Annotated in this window: 16 protein-coding genes; 11 read left to right on the forward strand and 5 right to left on the reverse strand. The window is 53.9% G+C overall.

Annotation, left to right across the window (positions count from 1 at the left end):
* Window positions 1-6: 6 nt before the first annotated feature.
* Genes AC2T6E_RS17850 through AC2T6E_RS17880 form a run of 7 tightly spaced genes read left to right on the forward strand, consistent with a single transcriptional unit; the run spans window position 7 to window position 6,794 of the window.
* Window positions 7-714 (forward strand): ABC transporter ATP-binding protein, encoded by a 708-nt coding sequence (locus tag AC2T6E_RS17850; RefSeq protein ID WP_089598145.1) that lies wholly within the window; start codon window positions 7-9, stop codon window positions 712-714.
* Window positions 698-1,345: a hypothetical protein gene (locus tag AC2T6E_RS17855; RefSeq protein ID WP_108415641.1), complete on the forward strand. Its 648-nt coding sequence runs from the start codon at window positions 698-700 to the stop codon at window positions 1,343-1,345. The genes AC2T6E_RS17850 and AC2T6E_RS17855 overlap by 17 nt, the downstream gene beginning before the upstream one ends.
* A complete protein-coding gene (locus tag AC2T6E_RS17860; protein WP_312960836.1) occupies window positions 1,346-2,656 on the forward strand; it encodes an ABC transporter permease in 1,311 nt (436 codons plus the stop codon).
* A gap of 24 nt (window positions 2,657-2,680) precedes the next feature.
* Window positions 2,681-3,454, forward strand: a complete 774-nt coding sequence (locus AC2T6E_RS17865; RefSeq protein WP_312960871.1) for an outer membrane lipoprotein-sorting protein — start codon at window positions 2,681-2,683, stop codon at window positions 3,452-3,454.
* Window positions 3,451-4,839, forward strand: a complete 1,389-nt coding sequence (locus AC2T6E_RS17870; RefSeq protein ID WP_460212525.1) for a hypothetical protein — start codon at window positions 3,451-3,453, stop codon at window positions 4,837-4,839. The genes AC2T6E_RS17865 and AC2T6E_RS17870 overlap by 4 nt, the downstream gene beginning before the upstream one ends.
* Before the next feature lie 10 nt (window positions 4,840-4,849).
* On the forward strand, window positions 4,850-5,782 hold the full coding sequence (locus AC2T6E_RS17875; protein WP_486692708.1) for an ACP S-malonyltransferase: 933 nt from the start codon (window positions 4,850-4,852) through the stop codon (window positions 5,780-5,782).
* Window positions 5,783-5,792: 10 nt separating this feature from the next.
* Entirely contained in the window at window positions 5,793-6,794 is a 1,002-nt protein-coding gene (locus tag AC2T6E_RS17880) for a hypothetical protein (RefSeq protein ID WP_486692710.1), read from the forward strand.
* Between the two features lie 72 nt (window positions 6,795-6,866).
* Here AC2T6E_RS17880 and AC2T6E_RS17885 read toward each other — a convergent pair whose 3' ends face one another.
* The 5 genes from AC2T6E_RS17885 to AC2T6E_RS17905 all read right to left on the reverse strand — a co-directional run bounded on the left by AC2T6E_RS17885 (window position 6,867) and on the right by AC2T6E_RS17905 (window position 13,949).
* Window positions 6,867-8,615, reverse strand: coding sequence for a TolC family protein (locus AC2T6E_RS17885; RefSeq protein WP_214594509.1), 1,749 nt, complete (start codon window positions 8,613-8,615; stop codon window positions 6,867-6,869).
* Between the two features lie 4 nt (window positions 8,616-8,619).
* The gene (locus AC2T6E_RS17890) at window positions 8,620-9,969 is read right to left on the reverse strand and encodes an HlyD family type I secretion periplasmic adaptor subunit (RefSeq protein ID WP_120159496.1); all 1,350 of its coding nucleotides are present in this window, start codon (window positions 9,967-9,969) and stop codon (window positions 8,620-8,622) included.
* Window positions 9,966-12,215, reverse strand: a complete 2,250-nt coding sequence (locus AC2T6E_RS17895; protein WP_108415647.1) for a type I secretion system permease/ATPase — start codon at window positions 12,213-12,215, stop codon at window positions 9,966-9,968. Before AC2T6E_RS17895 ends, AC2T6E_RS17890 begins: the two co-directional genes overlap by 4 nt.
* A gap of 251 nt (window positions 12,216-12,466) precedes the next feature.
* On the reverse strand, window positions 12,467-13,093 hold the full coding sequence (locus tag AC2T6E_RS17900; protein WP_486692713.1) for a hypothetical protein: 627 nt from the start codon (window positions 13,091-13,093) through the stop codon (window positions 12,467-12,469).
* Window positions 13,094-13,286: 193 nt separating this feature from the next.
* Complete coding sequence (locus AC2T6E_RS17905) at window positions 13,287-13,949, reverse strand: helix-turn-helix transcriptional regulator (RefSeq protein ID WP_249420879.1); 663 nt, start codon at window positions 13,947-13,949, stop codon at window positions 13,287-13,289.
* Between the two features lie 811 nt (window positions 13,950-14,760).
* Here AC2T6E_RS17905 and AC2T6E_RS17910 point away from each other — a divergent pair.
* Genes AC2T6E_RS17910 through AC2T6E_RS17925 form a run of 4 tightly spaced genes read left to right on the forward strand, consistent with a single transcriptional unit; the run spans window position 14,761 to window position 19,086 of the window.
* Entirely contained in the window at window positions 14,761-15,480 is a 720-nt protein-coding gene (locus AC2T6E_RS17910) for a FadR/GntR family transcriptional regulator (RefSeq protein ID WP_486692715.1), read from the forward strand.
* Window positions 15,477-16,490 carry an ABC transporter ATP-binding protein gene (locus AC2T6E_RS17915; RefSeq protein ID WP_265186308.1) on the forward strand — a complete coding sequence of 338 codons (1,014 nt, stop codon included), beginning with the start codon at window positions 15,477-15,479 and terminating at the stop codon, window positions 16,488-16,490. The genes AC2T6E_RS17910 and AC2T6E_RS17915 overlap by 4 nt, the downstream gene beginning before the upstream one ends.
* Window positions 16,487-17,569 (forward strand): ABC transporter ATP-binding protein, encoded by a 1,083-nt coding sequence (locus AC2T6E_RS17920; protein WP_108415649.1) that lies wholly within the window; start codon window positions 16,487-16,489, stop codon window positions 17,567-17,569. The genes AC2T6E_RS17915 and AC2T6E_RS17920 overlap by 4 nt, the downstream gene beginning before the upstream one ends.
* Window positions 17,570-17,571: 2 nt before the next feature.
* A complete protein-coding gene (locus AC2T6E_RS17925) occupies window positions 17,572-19,086 on the forward strand; it encodes an ABC transporter substrate-binding protein (RefSeq protein ID WP_486692718.1) in 1,515 nt (504 codons plus the stop codon).
* The last annotated feature ends 17 nt before the right edge of the window (window positions 19,087-19,103 follow it).

Below are 19,103 nucleotides of genomic sequence, written 5' to 3' on the forward strand. Positions count from 1 at the left end.
ATCTCCATGAGCGGAATAATTAAAGAACTCCCAACGATATCGCTGAACAATATCTATAAGAGTTATGGCTCGGGCGAAGGCAAAGTCGATGCCCTGAAAAATATCAATCTGGAAATAGAAAAAGGCGAATTTCTGGCGCTCTGCGGGCCTTCCGGCAGCGGCAAAAGTACGTTGTTAAATATCCTGTCGGGAATTGATAAACCCACCGTCGGTTCGGTGATGTTTCTGAAAAAATTACTGAATCATCTGCCGGAAGACCAATTATCGGCGATCCGCGGCAAGCATTTGGGTTTTATTTTTCAGTTTTTCAATCTGATACCGGTACTGAGCGTTTTCGATAACGTGTTTTTCCCGCTGGTGTTAAACGGCCACGTCGGGAAAAAAGAGGCCAAAGAGCGGGCGCTGCACTTCATCGACAGCGTCGGGCTTGCGGGATTCACCGAGCGTAAACCGGGCCAGCTTTCGGGCGGCCAGCAGCAGCGCGTGGCCATCGCCCGGGCGCTGGCGCACGACCCGCAGGTGGTCATTGCCGATGAGCCAACCGGAAACCTCGATCTGGTCACCGGGGAGGCCATTCTGGATCTTCTGCTGAAAATTAACCAGGAGACGCGCACCACTTTTATTATTTCCACGCATTCAAGCCAGCTTAAAGAGCGTGCGCGGCGCGTGGTTGAAATTAAGGACGGAGTTTTAGTTCATGATTCACAATCGTAATTTTTTCCTTCTTTGCTGGTTTTTGCTGTGCCTGGCCTATGTCGGGAACATCAACGCCGCACCGGCGCCCGTCGCCGAGCATGTCATCAAGAGCGGTTTTCCGCAGGAAGCGGACATGCTTGCAGAGATGACGCAGTCGCTCTTTAAAGAATACAAAGCCAACGACAATCCTCTTTCGCTGGTTTTCTATGCCTACGGAACGTTGCGTCAGGCCGATCGCGCTCTCCAGACCAACGATTTTATTCGCGCATCTGAGTACGGGAAAACGGGCTTTTTCTATCTGGACGAGGCGGTTGATCTGTATGAAGACAACATGCTGGTGCGCTATATGCGTGCCCGGGTCGATGCCTGGCTGCCTGCGTCAATCGGGCGCTGCGTGGTGACGTTAAACGATACGGAAAAAATGCTGAATACGCCTGACGTATTCAATGCGGGTCTGGTGGAACACATCAACGAAATGCGTTATCGCGCGCTGTTGAGTTGCAAACGCAAGCGGCAGGCAGACGCGTTACTGGCAGAGATTGAACTGCGTAATGCGAATACGGCATCGTCTCTGGCATCGGGCAGTGCGCCAGAGTGGGATATCAACGAAGTGACAGAAGTATTGTTGCCGCTGGCGAAAGGGAAATAAATGTCCGGGGAAATGGTGTTAGCGAATAGCGTTGTGTTGTTGATCCTGCTTTTTGTCCTCTGGTGTGTCGTATTCCGATCGCGGGACGTGAAGTTTGCTTTTTTAAATCTGTTTCGCCACAAAAGGCGATCGTTTTCGACCATGGCGGCCATCATGCTGGGCGGCGTGTCGATTTTCCTGTACGGCGGGTTTATTGATTACTCTTTCTGGATTTTGAAAGAGCAAACGATTCGAACCAATATTGGTCATGTGCAAATTTATAACAAAAATTATTTTGAGACCTCCAATAAAAACAAAAGCCTGATCGACGATTATCCGGCATTAAAGAAAGCGATTCTTAACGATCCGGCTCTGGCTGAGGATATCTCGACGCTCTCTGGTCAGCTGGAGTTCACCGGCGTTATTTCACAGTATGAGAGTGAAACCTCCAGCTATTTTTCCGCGCTGGGCGTTGAACCGCTACCTGCACTGAAGCTGGGCTCGTTTGATAAATTAATCACCGGCAGCGATCTGTCCCGCATCCGCACGGACGAAATCACGCTGGGAAGCGGCCTGGCGAAAACGCTGAATGCGCATTACGACGACTGGCTGGACGTGCTGGTGGTCAATACGCAAGGCGGGCAGGGCGCGCTCTCCATGAAGCTACGCGGCATCTTTGAATCCGGGATCAAAGATTACGATGACGTGGCGATGAAAATTCCGCTGGGTACGGCTCAACGTATTATGGGCACCAACAGCGTGAGTAAAGTGCTGATCCTGCTGAACGAGGACGATACAGCCGCGTTCACGGCGAAACTGCGTGGCTTTATTGCCGAGCATAACTTACCGCTGATCGTAAAAGACTGGAAAGACGCCTCGATATTTTATCAGCAGGTGGAAGGGCTGTTATCCGGGATCTATTTCTTTATTAAGCTGATTGTCGGTCTGATTGTCATCTTCATGATCGGTAATTCGATGACGATGAATATTATCGAACGCACCCGTGAAATTACGACGCTCAGAGCCATCGGCCTCAAACCGCTGCATGTGACCCGCCTGTTTTTACTGGAAGGGATTTTCATCGGCATTATCGGCGCGATTGGCAGTCTGGCGATAGGTTACGCCATTGCCAGCGTCATTAATCTGTACGGTATCGCGATGCCACCGTCGCCGGGGCAATCGCAGGGCTATACCGCATTTATTAAAACCGACAGCGTCGCGCTTAACTGGATAACCTTGGTATTGCCGATCCTGACCGCCACGGGGGCCTCGGTATTACCCGCATTACGTGCTTCACGGCTCAATATTTCGGACGCATTTAAATTCTCGTAAGGAAGCGATATGAAACGCAGTGTTATGGCCTCACTCCTTTTGGGTGCCTGTCTGTTTTCGGCAGGGGCGTACTCCGCCTCTGCCGATGACAAGGCGGTGGATATTATTCGTCGTGCGGATGAAGTCCGTTCGCCAAATAAACCCTTTCGCTACACCCTCACCATCCATGAATTTAAAACGGGCGCCACGCAGCCCGACAATAAACAGGTGCTGGATATTTCCATGCGCTTTATGAAGCCAGAAGGTGAGATGAAAGCGGATGCCCGCTCCCTGGCGCGCTTTATTTATCCGCCGCGCGACAAGGGAAAGGTGCTGCTCTCTGACTGGTACGATTTATGGTTCTACACGCCAGAACTCCGCCGTCCTGTTCCCGTCTCTCGCCAGCAGCGACTGATTGGGCAAATTTCCAATGGCGACGTCATTGTCACCAACTTTGAATATGCCTACGACGCCACGCTGAAGGGTGAAGAGCCTTGCGGCGAAACGCAGTGCTATAAGCTGGAGCTGGTGCGTAAATCGGCTGAAGTGACCTGGCCGAAGGTGGACTATTACGTTGAAAAAGAGGGGGATAACCGTCCTTATAAAGCTGCCTATTTCTCTCTGGACAATAAGTTAATCAAAGAAGTGCTTTATCAGGATTTCCAGATGGTATTAGGCAAAATGCGCCCGATGAAAATCGTGGTGAAAGAGGCGCGCCACGGCAAGAGCTATTCCGTCATGACCTACAGCGATGTGCGTTATGAATCGTTACCTGAATCGGCGTTCACCCGCGAGTCTATTCAGCGAGGCGTGAAATGAAGCGCACGTTAACAGGCTTAACCCTAATGCTCGCCGCGCTGCCCGTCAGCGTATTTGCGGATTGTCTGTCCGGCAGTGACGTTGCAAAGAACACGTCTGTCACGCTGTATGAGCAGGTGTCTGTCGTTAAAAAACAGATTTCGGAGTGGCGAATCAATGGCCGAAACCCGTACACCCGACACAATATCTACAACGATGCCGGGGTGAATGTCGCAAGCCGCTGTTCGCTGGTTGAGGATACGCTGGACCTGGATTTATCCCTCTATGGGCTAACCTGGTATTCCCCGCGTAAGCTCGGTGCGTTTGAAGAAGATGACCGCCGTTCACGTCTGTTAATTGAGCGCCTTAAGCTGGTCTACACCCTGTCGGACAGCCTGCAGCTTGAGGTCGGGAAGCTTCCGTCCAGGCCGGGGCTCTTCTTCCTGCGCTCGCCTTCGGATCTCACGCCGCATTATTACGACGGTGCAAAACCGACGCGGCTTTACGATCCCCAGCTCCGCTCGGCTTATCAGTCTTCCTCCTGGGCTGCAACGCTGACGATGGATAACCGGGACGAGTCGCTTTCGCTGACGATGATCCCGAAGCTGGCGACGGTGGATGAATACTATCTGACCTCCGGGAACTGGTCTGCGAATCAGCGCGGCAACAGCAGTGAATCCTGGCTGCTGAGCTATTCCTCCCATGTCTTCCGTGACCATACGCCGGGGATGCGCGTCCTGATGGGCGACTCGCTGTCGCTCGCGCTTTCAGACAGTTACAACTATACCCCTCAGCTCACGCTCAATGCCGACGTGGCGTGGCATGCGGAGCAGCGCTGGCGTCATCTGTCTGAAGAGAAAAGCGCGGAGCTGGAGCGGTATCAGTTCCCCACCTCGCTGTATGAAACAAAAGAGAAACAGGGCGTTGAGCTGGCCGTGGGCGGGCAATATACCTCTGATACCTTCAACGTTTTCGGCCTGGAATACTACTACCAGAGCGAAGGCTATTCGCGATCAGAATGGCGCAAGCAGCGCGATCTGATGACCTTTTTGAACACCGGCACAGGCTATGCACCGCTCGACAGGGCATATGATTCCTATAAATACCTGATGGCCTCCGAGATAAGCAATACGGGGAACAAAGGCATGCTGCAGGGAAAACATTATCTCAACGCCTGGTCCAGCGTGCAGTTCACGCATCAGATTACCGCACAGCCCTATTTCATCCTTAACCTGATGGATAAAAGCACCATGGCAGGGCTACACCTCAGCGCACCGCTGACGTTTATTGATGACCAGCTGGAAGCGTATACCGGCGTCTATTCCGCACTGGGTAGCGCAAATTCTGAGTTTGCATTCTTCGGTGATGTCGCCGGTGGTTATGTTGGCTTTAAGTATTATTTATAAGGAAATGACTATGACGCTTGATAATGCATCGCAGCCTGTCGTGCTGCTGTTTTCCGGGCAAGGGAACCCGGTAATCGGGATGGGCAGCGATCTGTGGGATCTGAATTCGACGACGAAACAGATCTGGGATTGCGCCAGCGATATTTCTGGCCTCGATCTTCGCCGACTCTGCCTGAAGGGGCCGATGAACAGATTGATCCAGACCACGGTACAGCAGCTGGCCGTCACGGCGATCAACGTATCGCTCTATAGCCTTTGCCGTGAGCGTTTCCCCAACCTTCGGGTGACGGGCGCCTGTGGCCACAGCGTCGGGGAATACAGTGCGCTCTATGCGGCGGGGGCAGTCTCTCTGGAGACCTTATTCCGCACCCTGCATTTCCGCGCCAGCACCATGGATGCGGTGAGCAAAAAGCAGAAAGGGGCAATGATCGCGCTGAAAGGGGCGGATTTTGCCACCCTGAGCGACATCATCACCCGTTCCGGGATTGCGCTGGATATCAGCTGTGACAACACGCCGCGCCAGCAGGTTATCGGCGGGACACCGGCGGCACTGAGCGACTTCGCCCAGTTGCTGGCGGATGAGGGCTATGAGCCGATCAAACTCGGCGTCAGCGGTGCCTGGCACACGCGTTTAATGGAAGAGGGCGTCCAGCTGATGCGGGATTTCCTCGCCGGACAACCTTTCACCTCACCCGCGTATGATGTGCTGATGAACGTGACGGGCAGGATGGAAATCGTGCCGGAAAACATCAAAGAAAATCTGTCGTTGCACCTGACCCACACGGTGAAATGGAACGATTCTGTCGCCAGATTTATCAACCATTCAGAGCGTCCGCTGTTCCTGGAGATGAGTAACAAACCTTATCTCGGTCAAATGCTGAATGATTTTGCCGGTTTTAATGCCGAACGCGTCCTGCACTGCAGAAAAGCATTAGAGATGTAATGGTCGAGATATGATTCCAGATTATTTAACGTTCATTCGCTTTCAGGATAAAAGGAACCTTCTTTTTATCTCTATCGTGACCTTGATCCTGATGGGTTTTTACTGGAAAAACGCCGGGTTTTCCTTTACCCGGCAGGATGCCTGGCTGGCGAGCGGTATTTTTGCGCTGATCCTGTATAGCTTCATTGCCGATCTCAAGGCGTTCTGGGCCTATAAGTGCGTGGTCAAAAATGTCGATTTATCTGTGTTTCTGCAGAAAGAGAATAAGCCGGTGAATGCGATGATTGTCGAACCGGTGATGGTGCTCGCGATCGCCACGCTGGTTTTCGCAGGCATTATTGCGCTGATGCTCACCCTGGCTCAGCCTGGGATCGTGCTGCTGACGCTGACCATCGTCGCGCCGCTCATCGTCTGGGGAATGTTCGCAGCGATGCGTTCGATCTACATCCGACAGGTCATCGCCTCGGCGCGGGACAAAGGGAAATATAAACGTCTGTCCCATTATGTCGCCATTGCTGTCGTCATGTCCGTCGTCATGAACCTGCTGACGATTAGCCCCTTACGGAACAGTGAACAGTTCGATCGCTATGGCCGTTACTTCACCCTCGAGTCCATCATTACCATGCTGGTGCTCTGCGCGGTGGTGCTGGCCATTAATCTGCTGTTTTTACGGTTCACGAAGCGGTATATCTTCCTGGGGCATCTTTTCCTTAACGAGATCGACCTGTTTTTCTCCTCGACGATCCCCTGGCGCAGCCTGTCCGGGAAACCTTTGTGGCTGAGGCTGGTGATGCTGGTGGGTGTGGAGTTTGTCTGGACGGCCGTGGTGGGATTGCTACTCACGCTGCTGGGGTGGAAGGTGTGGTTTGAGGTGTACTTCCTGCTGAGCTACCTGCCTTGTCTGGCCTATTACACCCTCCACGCCTGGTGGAAATGGCATAACGATTTCATGATGTCGAGCGACATGTATTTGCGCTGGGCGGAGATCGATAAAGAAAACGCCCTCTGGTAAGACGCGAAGGGCAATAAAAAAGCCAGACCCTCAGCGATGAGGGGCTGGCTTTTTTTATCAGGTCGATACGGCTCAGGCTATCCGCATCCAGGTGAGCATCATCGCGGCGCTGGCAATGACGTTCACGTTGGAAATGTACCCGTCATAACGATTATTAATGGCGGAAAGCTGGTTGTTAAAGTGGTCGTTTTCAGCGGTCAGCACATCCAGCAACGTGCGTTTTCCGAGGTGATACCACTGCTGGTAGAACATCTGGCGCACGCGGTCAGTTTCGCCTGAGAGACGCTCGTAATCATCTGCACGCAGGAATGACGAGTCGCGTACCTGCACCTGATAGTTAATCTGATACTCCAGATCGCGGTAGCTCACTTCATATTGCTGCTGCGCCACGTTGGCTTTTGCGCGGGCCGTCATCTGAGCGGCGCGCTGAGAGCCGCCGCTAAACGCCTCCCACTCCACGTTCAGGCCGGTATACCAGCCCGCTTCATTACCGTTACCGTCCTTGGCGGTGCTCTTGGAGACCACCCAGTTTACCTGCGGCAGCGCAGCCGATTTAATGCTTTCTGCTTCCGATTCCGCCGCGCGAACTTTGGACTGCAGGTTAAGCATCATCGGGTTCTTGTCCAGCGAGCCGATGGCGACGGATGCCGGGATAATCGTATCCTGCCAGCTCAAATTCTCTGGCAGCACAGGCTCTGCGCCAAGCAGGCGCACAAGCTTGATTTTACTGGCGCTCAGCTGATGCTCGATGTTGTCGAGACTCGCCTGAGCGGACATCAGTTTCGCTTTCGCCTGCACCAGTTCGCTTTCTCTGCCGCGGTCCGCCTGGGTGATTTGCGACAGCATGTTGACCAGCTCTTTCATGCGGCCAACATAGTTCTTCGCCACCTGTTTACTTTGCTGGTACCGACTCATGTTCATTAGCTCGGACACGGTGTTATAGGCCAGCTGCTCGCGAGAATACTCTTTGGAATAGCGGGCCGCTTTTGCCGTTTCCAGCGAGTTATCGACCTGATGGCTGATTCGTCCCCAGTCGATCACGGGGGTGTTGACGGATACCGTCCCGCTGGAGTCGCTGATATGCGTATTGTTGGACGACTGGCGGTCTCCCCCCACGGTTGTCAGCGGCGACGTTACGCCCAGCCGCACCTGCGGCATACGCTGGCCTTTGACCTGATCCACCATGTAGTCCGAGGCCAGAACCTCAGAGGAGGCCGCACGCAGCTCAGGGCTGTACGCCAGCGCTCTTGCCACCATGCTGCGCAGGAATTCCCGCGAATCATTGGTGCTGGCACCGTTGAAATAGCCTTGCGACATGCCGCTGGTGGCGCGGGGGCTTGCCGATGCGCCCTGTTGGCGAACGTTCGCGTAGGCCGGTTCGGGCTTATAGTATTCTTTAACGGGCGGGAAGAAATCGTAATTCGTTTTCAGTGCCGCTTTGTTACTCGTACTGTTCTCGAGCTTCGGCTCAGGTGCCACTGTTTGCTGCGTCGCGGCGTAGCTTGCCGGTCGTGATGCGGGGTACGTTTGCGTAGGTACGGTTTTATGCGTACTGGCGTACTGCGACTGCGTGCGCATCGAGGGCAGCGAAGTCCGTTGAACCGTCCCCGGCGTGCTCGCGCGTACCGCAGGCTGCGCTGGCGTCTGCGCGGCGCGGGTTAACTGTGACTGTGTGCGCATCGGCGGCAGCGAGGACAGGTCTTTTTTAACCTGCGCCACGTCAGCCGCGTGGAGCGGAATGACAAAAGAAGAGCAGGGCAAACAGAGTGCAACCGCAGTGGCTACCCTGGCCCAACGACGCTCTTTACGTGCCTTAACCATAAAATTATCTCTCTCTGAATGCTTCGCGCGCTTTCAGTATCGGTTTGAGGATGTAAGACAAAATGGTCTTCTCCCCGGTTCTGATTTCAACGTTCGCCACCATGCCTGGTATGATTGGGAACTCCTTGTCTTTAACCTGCAGTGCCGCCCGATTGGTGCGGACGAAGACCCGGTAATAGGTCGAATCGCCACGTCCCTGACGCGCTTTTTCCTCATCAATCAGGGTGTCGGAACTCAGGTGCTCGACGACGCCGGTTAACCCGCCGTAAATGGCGTAGTCGTAGGCGGTAATTTTTACCGTGGCGGGCAGCCCCGGATGGATAAAGGCCACATCGGACGGTTTGATTTTGGCTTCGACCAGCAGGTTATCTTCGAGCGGGATGATGGTCATGATTTCCGCCCCTTGCTGAATAACGCCGCCGCGCGTGGTCACGCGAATGTTGTTGACGGTGCCGCGTACCGGCGCAACCACCGTGGTTCGGTTCATCACATCCTGACGCCCGCGCAGGATCTCTTCCGCCTGCGCCAGTTCAGATTCCAGCCGGTTAAGCTCGCTGTTGGCGTCGGAGCGGAAGCGGTTGGTCCGCTCTGCGATCTGCAGGCTGAACTCGTTGGCCTGACGCTTCAGGCGCAGGATCTCCACATCTGACATCAGCCCTTTACGGGCCAGCGGCTCTGACAGGCTGACCTCGTTTTGCGCCAGGGACAGGCTGCGCTGTAAGGCCTGAACGCTCTCGTTCAGGGTTTTGAGGCGCGCGTTATAGGCCTGGGTTTCATCACGCACGATGGACTCAATCCCGGCGATGTCGGGCGGGAACGACAACGGCGTGTCGTAAGCTTCCGCGCGAAGGCGGGCAATGCTGCCCTTAAGCCCCTGCACTTTAGAGAGGGATTCACCGTAGCTGGCCCCGGCGCGGGTCGGGTCAATTTTCAGCAGAATTTGCCCTTTCTCGACGATATCCCCCTCCTGAACGTTCAGCTCCTCAAGAATGCCCCCTTCCAGGCTCTGAATGAGCTGCTCGCGGCTGGCCGGGATCACTTTGCCATCGCCGCGGGTGATCTCCTCAACCCGGGCGAAATGCGCCCACACCAGCGACACCACCACCACCAGGGCGATGGTGTAGAGCATGATCATGCTGAACGGGGTTTTCTGTGCGATCAGCGCGCCCTGCAGGTCATGCATGAATTTCAAATCGTCTGCTTTGACCTTTCCTGTGGCCTGCGGTTTTTGCACTGCCAGCTGCGTTTTCCCGCCGTTGCCGTCTACCTTTCTCAACGCCGTGGAGGATGCATCCGTCCCGGAGTCGGCCTCTCCCTTTGAGGCGTTATGATTCACTTCGTCCTCGTTCATCATCCATTTACACCTTGTTTCTGTTGCTTCTCTTCAACCGAATGCATCGCTTGTTTTTTCTTCATCACATTCTCATTCAGGCTGGCCATCACCTGATCTTTTGGCCCGTCTTTCACGACATGCCCGTCTTCCAGCACAATCAGACGCTCAACCAGGCTAAGTACCGACATGCGATGGGTCACAATGATCAGCGTTTGCCCTTGTGTCGCCTCTTTGAGCCGACGCAGGAACAGCGTTTCGGTCATGGCATCCATTGAGCTGGTGGGTTCATCCATCAGCAGGACCTTTGGGCGCAGCAGCAGGCAGCGGGCCAGGGCAACAAGCTGTTTTTGTCCACCGGAAAGGCAGTTGCCCATTTCGCCAATTGGCATGTCAAAACCCAGCGGGTGTCTGGCGGCCACGTGATCCAGCCCGGTCAGACGCACGACGCGCAGGAACTCCTCCGTGCTTACGCCGGGGTTGCCAATGATGATGTTGTAGCGCAGCGTGCCGAAAAAGAGACGGCAATCCTGGCCGACATAGCCCACCGCGGCTCGCCAGTCCGCCGGGTCAATCTGGGTGGCATCTACGCCGTCAATGAACATCTGGCCGCTGCTTTGCTGATACAGGCGGGCCATCACGCGCAACAGCGTCGATTTCCCGCTGCCGATTTTGCCCAGCACGGCGATTTGCTCACCGGCTTCAACATTGATGTTGATGTTGTCGAGGATGCGCGGCGCAACCATCATGCCCGGCACCGGATAGGTAAAGCCCACCTTGTTGAGGCGCATGCTGCCGGTGAAATTCGGCGTCGGCAGATAATTGAGCAAGGCATCGCGGTCGGTCGGTGTTTCCATCAGCTGGTTCAGCGATTTCAGCGCGGTTTTGGCATGCTGATAGCGCAGCGCTAACCCGACAACCGACGCCAGCGGTGCAAGCGAGCGGCTGGAAAGGATCACCACCCCAATCATCGCCCCCATCGACAGCTCGCCAGCGTGAATGAGATACACGCCAAGAACGACGATGCAGACCGTCGTGATTTGCTGCACGAAAGAGACAAAGTTGGTAGTCAGCATCGAGAGATAACGCGTTTTCATCGACGACGCGGCTGCCAGAGCGCTGAAATCATCCCAGCGTTTTTGCATCACCCCTTCGCCCTGTGCCGCTTTCAGCGCTTCCAGCCCTTCAATGCTCTCAATCAGCAGACCCTGCTTCAGTGAGATTTCGCGGACGTTCTCTTCCATGTAGCGGCCCAGCGGCCACTGGATGATGATGCTGACAATCAAAATCAGCGGCATCGCGACTAACGGCACGATCGCCAGCGGGCCGCCAATCAGGTAGATGACGAACATGAAGAGGGCGCAAAACGGCAGGTCGGACAACGTTGCCAGCGTTGCTGAGGTAATAAAGTCGCGCACGGCCTCAAAATCACGCAGCTGGTTGGCAAAGGTGCCCGAGGACTGTGGCTTGTATTCCATTCGCATCGACATCACCTGACGGAACAGTTTTGCTCCGAGTATCAGGTCCGCTTTTTTCCCGGCGATGTCGATCAGGTAGGCACGAATTTGTCGGCTACAGAATTCAAATACAATGGCAATTACCACGCCAATCGCCAGCGACCACAGCGTTACGTAGGCCTGCGTGGGAATGACGCGGTCGTAGACGTTCATGGTAAAGAAGGTGCCTGCCAGCGTGAGAATGTTCGCCAGCAGAGCGGCCAGCGCCGCGCTGTAGAAGTAGTGGCGGTAGCGCCATAGCGTCGAATAGAGCCAATGCCCTTCCGCCTGAGCCTGCGGCAGCAGCTGGTCGTCTGCACGCTCGTCCAGCGTCGGCTTGCGCGTCGTGACGAGGGCATAACCGCCGTAGACGTCGTTTAACTCCGCCTCCGTCACGACAACGGTTCCTTCGTTTTCCGGTACTACAATCTTATAAGTATGTTCTCCGCGTTTTCCGTTACGCGCGGTAAGAATGCAATAGGTCCCGTCTTTACGTGCTATCAGTAAAGGAAATAGCCACGAGGAAAGGGTGCTCAGATCGCGCTTGACCCAACCGGCCGATATTCCCATCTGGTCAAGCATGCGCAATGCCATTTCTGGCTCAAGCTTGTCGCTTTTTGGCAGGCCAGCATAGAGGACTTCTTTGCTGGCAAACTTAGCATGATGTATACAAAGCCATTCAACACCCCACAGAAGGGAATCTTTTCGGGGATCTTCAATATTATTGAAGTCGTGCTCTGAATTAATTTCAACGGTGGAAAGATGCGTGCTCATTATCGAATCCAGACCTGTAGTGACGTTCCTCACTTAGAATTAAAAAAGTAAAGAATGTGCGATTTAAAAAACGACCAGAAACATCCATGAATACGATGAGTGGTAGCGGATTGTTTATGCTGAAAATACAAGCGCTGGCAATATCTTAGTGTATGAGTTAAGCATCAGGCACACAATAAGGATAAGTAACCACTCGCTTAGGAATAATTTACATCTCGGCAGGTAAATGTCTGTTTCCTGCGTATTACTATTCAACTGGCAAGTCTTGATATGGGAACGCCAAGTTTATTCTCTATACGTATTTTCATGGCGTAGATATTTTTTACGTTAGTCGCATTTTTCATGGCGATTTTTTTTGGCAGTTGTCCCTTATACAATTCAGCAAAAAGCGCGTATTCATTTGTACTTAACTTTGCCTTTTTCTCCGAGGGGCGTGTGATCTTGCCCATAAAGGATTGAGTAATCTTGGTTTTGATATCTTCTGTCACATCATCATGAAAAATGACCGCGCTGATGACCGTTTCGCTCGTGTCGTTGTAAAACCAGTAGTGCGCGATAGCGGCCATTTTTTTATCCGTGATTAAAATCAATCTGGAGTTTTTAAACTGACTTAACCAGTTGTTTGTTAAGAAGTAATTTATGTTTTTATAGTTAAAATCAATAACCACAATAGGCTGTGAAATCACTTTTGAATTAATATTGCTAAAATATTGCAGCAGTCCCTCAATCAGGAATGAGTTATTCTCTGGCCAAATGTAAAATTCTACTCCAGTACACTCTACATTCTTTTTTGTTTGTACAGATGTATAGACGCATTTATTCACGCATCCATAGCAGCGCATTGCGTTGTTGTGGTGTTCAATATTATTAATAATCACTCTATCCATTAAGTTAAACGCAGTGCGTCCATATTATAAATATTAAATTTGATATAATATATCAACATTCATCTTAAAATTGCATTACGGATGAAAACGGGTAGCAGTAAGATTACTCGCGGTCGTACCAGGAATTTTCGACAGCGAGTATTTTACTGCATGATGCCATGCCAGCCGTTTTTTTCAGTATACGTCAGCTTGCGAGTCGCGTAATTGACACACCCAGCTTGCGTTCGATTCTGTTTTTCATCGCATAGGTGTTCTTGACACTGGTTCCGTTTCGGTATGCGATTTTCTTGGGCGTCCATCCGTTGAAAAGAAACGCAAACAGGCTGTATTCATTCTGGCTCAGTTTTGGCCTGCTGCCTGCGGGCTTAATCGTTTTCGCGAGGAAGGTTTTCTGCAGTTTTGTTGCCACCTCCTCGGCCGTGTCGTCGTAAAAGATCACCGAACTTATCGTCGTGTCGGACGTGTCGTTGTAAAACCAGTAATGGGCAATGGCGGTCATCTTCTTATCGGTGACAAGAATCAGTCTCATGTTCTTGAACTGATCCAGCCAGTTGTCTGACAGGAAGTAATTGATGTTTTTATGGCTAAAATCAATAATCACCACAGGCTGAGTAATGTATTTATCATTTACGTCAGTGAAATAATGACGAATGCCTTCAACAAGAAAACTATTATTGTCAGGCCAGATGTAATACTCAAGACCCGAGCACTCTTTAATTTCATGCAGTGCGGAATTGTCAAAATGACATTTTTTATCACAACCATAGCAATGCATAGATGGCGTATGACAGACGGGCAGTCTATCAGTGGAAGATAAATAGATTGGGTTGTTAGTCGCACTGTACATATTTTACCTCACACGCACTGAATCGATACATTAATAATGAGAAGATGTTTAGCGAAATTGCTTTCGTTCTTTAGGAATAATCATACAGACCACCAGGTAAAATTCTTAATTAAATAATATGAATTGTCACTCTGGTACTCTTATTAAGATTTAAATTCATTAAAAACAGTTAGTTATGTGTTTTCTTAAATGGAAATGTGACATGTGAAATGTTTATTTAGCGTTGTGGTTGTTGTCGTTTTGTTGATTTTTTATGATGCGCTCTTTACGTCGTGGAATGTATGTTGAGATATCGGAAATATCGACCGTTACGTCCCTGGACTTTATTAACTAAAGTAATCAGAGTTGATATTTTAAATATCTGAAATGGTCTGTTGGCAAAAATAAAAAAATAGAATAATGACAAGCGTATTTTAATAACCGGGATCGGCGAAAGAAGAGGGTGAAGATATCAATAATGAGAACGCTCGCCCTTAGGGGGCAAAGTTGCGCATATGACATAACCGTTGGTTAACATAATAAAAACAATTTAGGTGCATAAAATTAACAATTGATCGTTTTTGGTGCATATGTTGCACTATTTTTGTGCATTCCCTGGCATGTATGCGTGTTGGCGTGTGTCTGTGCCCGACCGAATCGATTAAAATAATATATTAAAAATCATCACCTTAATTTTACCCCTGTCATTTGTATTTGAACCAATGGCGAATTGGTTCGTTTATTGCTTAATCATTAGCACGATAAGTAGCGCGTCATATCAATAACTTATCGTTAATAAAAATAAAGTCATGATGAAAGCGAGCGAACCAATATGGAAAAACCGTCACGGTTTCTGGCCAATTCCAGCACCGCGCTTGAGCAGCTGCGCGGGTTAATCAACCAGCATGAGTCAACACCAGGCATTCCGCTGCCCACGGAACGTGAGCTGTCGGATACTCTCGGCGTAGGGCGACGTGAAGTCCGTCGTGCGCTGGACGTGCTGGAAGAAGAGGGGCGTATCTGGCGAAAGCAGGGGAAAGGGACCTTTATTGGCCCGGCAGCTCCTGTTGAACCGCTGGCCCTTCAGGGATTGGTTCAGCAGACTAACCTGCTGGAAGTGATGGAAGCTCGTCTACAGCTTGAACCCGGCTTAGCCCGGCTTGCGGCACTGCGTGCCACCAGGGAAAACCTCGCGCTCATGCAGCGCATGCTGGAACACATTGATAAGGTCAGCCCGGATGACCGCGATCTCAACGAACTGTGGGATAGCGCCTTTCATCGCGCCATTGCCGAAGCCGCAGGCAACCGCCTGATGCTCGGGCTTTTTGATGCGATTGATGCCGTCCGCCGGGAACCCGGCTGGCAGCATCTGCGTGAACTTGCCCGCACGCCTGAACGTGTCGACAGCTACAACGACCACCATCACAAGATCATGTCCGCGATTATCCATCGTCAGCCTAATGAAGCCGCCGCCGCGATGCGCGAGCACCTGCTCAGCCTGCAGGCCGCGCTGATTCAGGCGATCCACCTTGAGGACGATTTCACGCTATGACGACCCTACCCTTTAAGGACGCCACGCCCGTATTGCGGCTGAATAATCTCAACGTCAGGTTTTCCGGCTCGCCGGTGAGCGTGCTTGACGGCATTTCCCTGACGGTCAAAGCGGGCGAAACGCTGGCGCTGGTGGGGGAGTCCGGCTGCGGAAAAAGTATCACCTCATTAGCGCTGATGGGGTTACTGCCCGCCAGCGCGCAGATTGTCAGCGGTGAGATGCAGTTTCGTCGTCATGACCTGCGCAAGCTCTCGCCGCGGGAATATGCCGATCTGCGCGGCAGCGAGCTGGCGATGATTTTCCAGGAGCCCATGACCTCGCTCAATCCGGCGTTTACGCTGGGCGATCAGCTCAGCGAAGCGGTCATACGCCACCAGAACGTTTCGCGCGCCGAGTCGATGAAGGTCGCGCTGCAGATCCTCGAGAAGGTGCAGATCCCGGCGGCAGAGATGCGCCTCAGAGCCTATCCGCATCAGCTCTCCGGCGGCATGCGCCAGCGGGTGATGATTGCGATGGCGCTGATTAACCACCCTAAACTGCTGATTGCTGATGAGCCCACCACCGCGCTCGACGTCACCATTCAGGCGCAAATCCTCGCCTTGCTCAACACCCTGAAAGCGGAAACCGGCACGGCGGTGCTGATGATCACCCACGATTTAGGCGTGGTGGCGGAAGTCGCCCAGCAGGTCGCGGTGATGTATGCCGGGCAGGTGGTGGAGCAGGGCAGCGTCGAGGCGATATTCGCCGACCCGCAGCACCCGTACACCATCGGCCTGATGGGCTCGATTCCTTCTCTCGGGGCGCGTAAAGGGCAACTCTCGACCATTCCCGGCGCGGTACCGCTGCCGGAATCCATGCCTGAAGGCTGCCGTTTCGCAACGCGCTGCCCGTTTGCTCAGACGCGCTGCCACGCTGAAAAACCGCAGCTTACTACGCTCGGCGCGGGCCATCAGGTTGCCTGCTTCCGCGTGCCGCTCGAACAGCACATTGCCCTGGGAGAAATCGCATGACCATCCCCATTCTTGAAGCCCGCGACCTGAGTAAACGCTTCCCCGGTCCGAAAAAGCTCTTTGCCCCGGCACGCTTTGTCACGGCGGTCGATCGCGTCTCACTTTCGGTGATGCCGGGCGAAACGCTGGCGATTGTCGGCGAGTCCGGCTCCGGGAAATCTACCCTCGGACGTCTGCTGCTGCGCCTGCTGGCCGCCAGCGAAGGGCGCGTGTTTTATCAGGGGGAGGAGATCACCGACGCCTCCGGTGCCCGTCTTAACCAGCTCCGGCGCGAGCTGCAGATTATCTTTCAGGATCCCTTCGCCTCGCTGAACCCGCGCATGACGGTGGAGCAGATTGTCGGTGAGCCGCTGTGGCTGCATCAGAACATGAAAAAAGCGGACCGCCAGTACCGCGTCGCCGAACTGCTTAAAACCGTTGGTCTGCCTGCCGCCTGGGCCGGGCGTTACCCGCACGAGTTTTCCGGCGGTCAGCGCCAGCGTATCGGCATCGCGCGCGCGCTGGCCTCGGGACCGAAGCTACTGCTGGGTGATGAGCCGGTATCCGCGCTGGACGTCTCCGTTCAGGCGCAGGTGGTCAACCTGCTGGAAAGCCTGAAGCACCAGCTGGGGCTGACGATGGTGATTGTCGCCCACGGTCTGGCGGTGATCCGCCATATGAGCGACCGCGTGGCGGTCATGTACCTTGGGCAAATCGTTGAGCTTGCCACCGTCGATGAGATTTTTGACGCACCGCTGCACCCCTATACCCAGGCGCTGATTGCCTCTGCACCGCAGATGCAGCCGGGCGTTGAGCGCGATGCGCCGCTGCTGCAGGGGGATCTGCCCAACCCGGCCAGTCCGCCGTCCGGCTGCCGTTTCCACACCCGCTGCCCGTACGTTACCGATGAATGTCGCCAGGTCGAGCCGATTAATCAGGTGCTCGACGGGGGGCGTCAGGTTGCCTGCCACCGCTGGCAGGAAATTAACCGCGATCGCAGCGTTATCCAGATTGCTCCGCCATCCGCCGCTTTTCTGCGCCGCCGCGCGCTGTTTGAACACGCGGCCACTCACTCGTCCCTTCCTTCAAGGAACTCATGATAATGACAATGCGTAATTCTCTTTTGACCGTACTGGGAAGTGTTATGTTGCTTGGCGCGGCGCTGCCCGCCCATTCTGAAAGCGTGCTGCGAATCGGTCTGGGCGCTGACCCGGACATGCTCGACCCGCATCTGGCGCGCACCTACTATGGCCGCTTCGTCTTTGCCTCTCTCTGCGACAGGCTGGTGGACGTGGATGAAAACCTGAAGGTTGTCCCCGGTCTGGCTAAAGACTGGGCGTGGAGCGAGGACGGTAAAACCCTGACGCTCAATCTGCGAGACGGGGTCACCTTCCACGACGGTGAGAAATTCGATGCCGCCGCCGCAAAATACAACCTCGACCGCGCCCTGACCCTGAAAGGCTCCCTGCGTAAAAGCGAGATCTCGTCGGTGGAGTCGGTAGAGGTCACCGGCCCGATGCAGATTGCGCTGCACCTGAAAACGCCGGATGCCGCGCTGCTGATGCAGCTCACCGACCGCGCGGGCGCGATGATGGCCCCCGAGGCGGCGAAAAAGCCTGGCTTTGCCGCCCATCCGGTTTGTTCCGGCCCGTACAAGTTCGACAGCCGCGTGTCCCAGGACCGCATCGTTCTGACCCGTTTCGACAACTACTGGAACAAAGGCGCCTACCACTTCGACAAAATTATCTATCTGCCGATCCCGGATGCCTCCGTGCGCCTCGCGAACCTCCGTGCGGGCGATCTTGATCTGACCGAAGGCATCGCCGCCAGCGACGTTAAAACCGTCGAAGCCGACAGCAAGCTGGCGCTGGCGAAGGTGACCGGTCTGGGCTATCAGGGCATCACCTTCAATATCAACAACGGCAAGGTACCGGCGAACGATCCGTTCAAGGACGCTCGCGTGCGCGAGGCGTTTTCTCAGGCCATCGACCGCGATGCGTTAAACCAGGTGGTCTTTGAGGGGCTCTACACCCCGGCCAACCAGGCGTTTTCACCGGTCAGCCCGTATCACGTTAACCTGCCGGTGCCGCCGCGTGACGTCGACAAAGCAAAAGCACTGCTGAAAGCCGCCGGTGTGACCGCGCCGCTGACCGTCAACCTGCTGGTGCCAAACAACCCAACCTCGCAGCAGGTGGGTCAGGTATTGCAGGCGATGGTCGCCGAGGCCGGTTTCACCCTGAACCTGCAAATGACCGAATTTGCCACGCTGCTCGATCGCCAGCAGAGCGGTGACTATCAGCTGAGCTTCTCCGGCTGGTCGGGACGCCCGGATCCGGACGGCAGCATCTACGGCTTTATCAACAGCAAAGGCACGCTTAACGACGGCCGCTACAGCAACGCGCAGGTCGATGAATGGCTGACCCAGGCGCGCCAGAGCACCGACCAGGCCGCACGCCAGCCGCTGTACGACAAGGTGGTGAAGCAGCTCCAGACCGATATGCCGATTGCCTACCTCTACTTTGAGCCGCGCATTTTTGGCCTGAACAAAAGCGTGCAGGGCTTTAAGCCGTACCCGGACGGCATCGTGCGTCTGGCCGGTTTGACGCTGGCGAAATAAACGTCCTGAGGAGAACC

Source organism: Enterobacter sp. B79-1 (assembly GCF_057444735.1).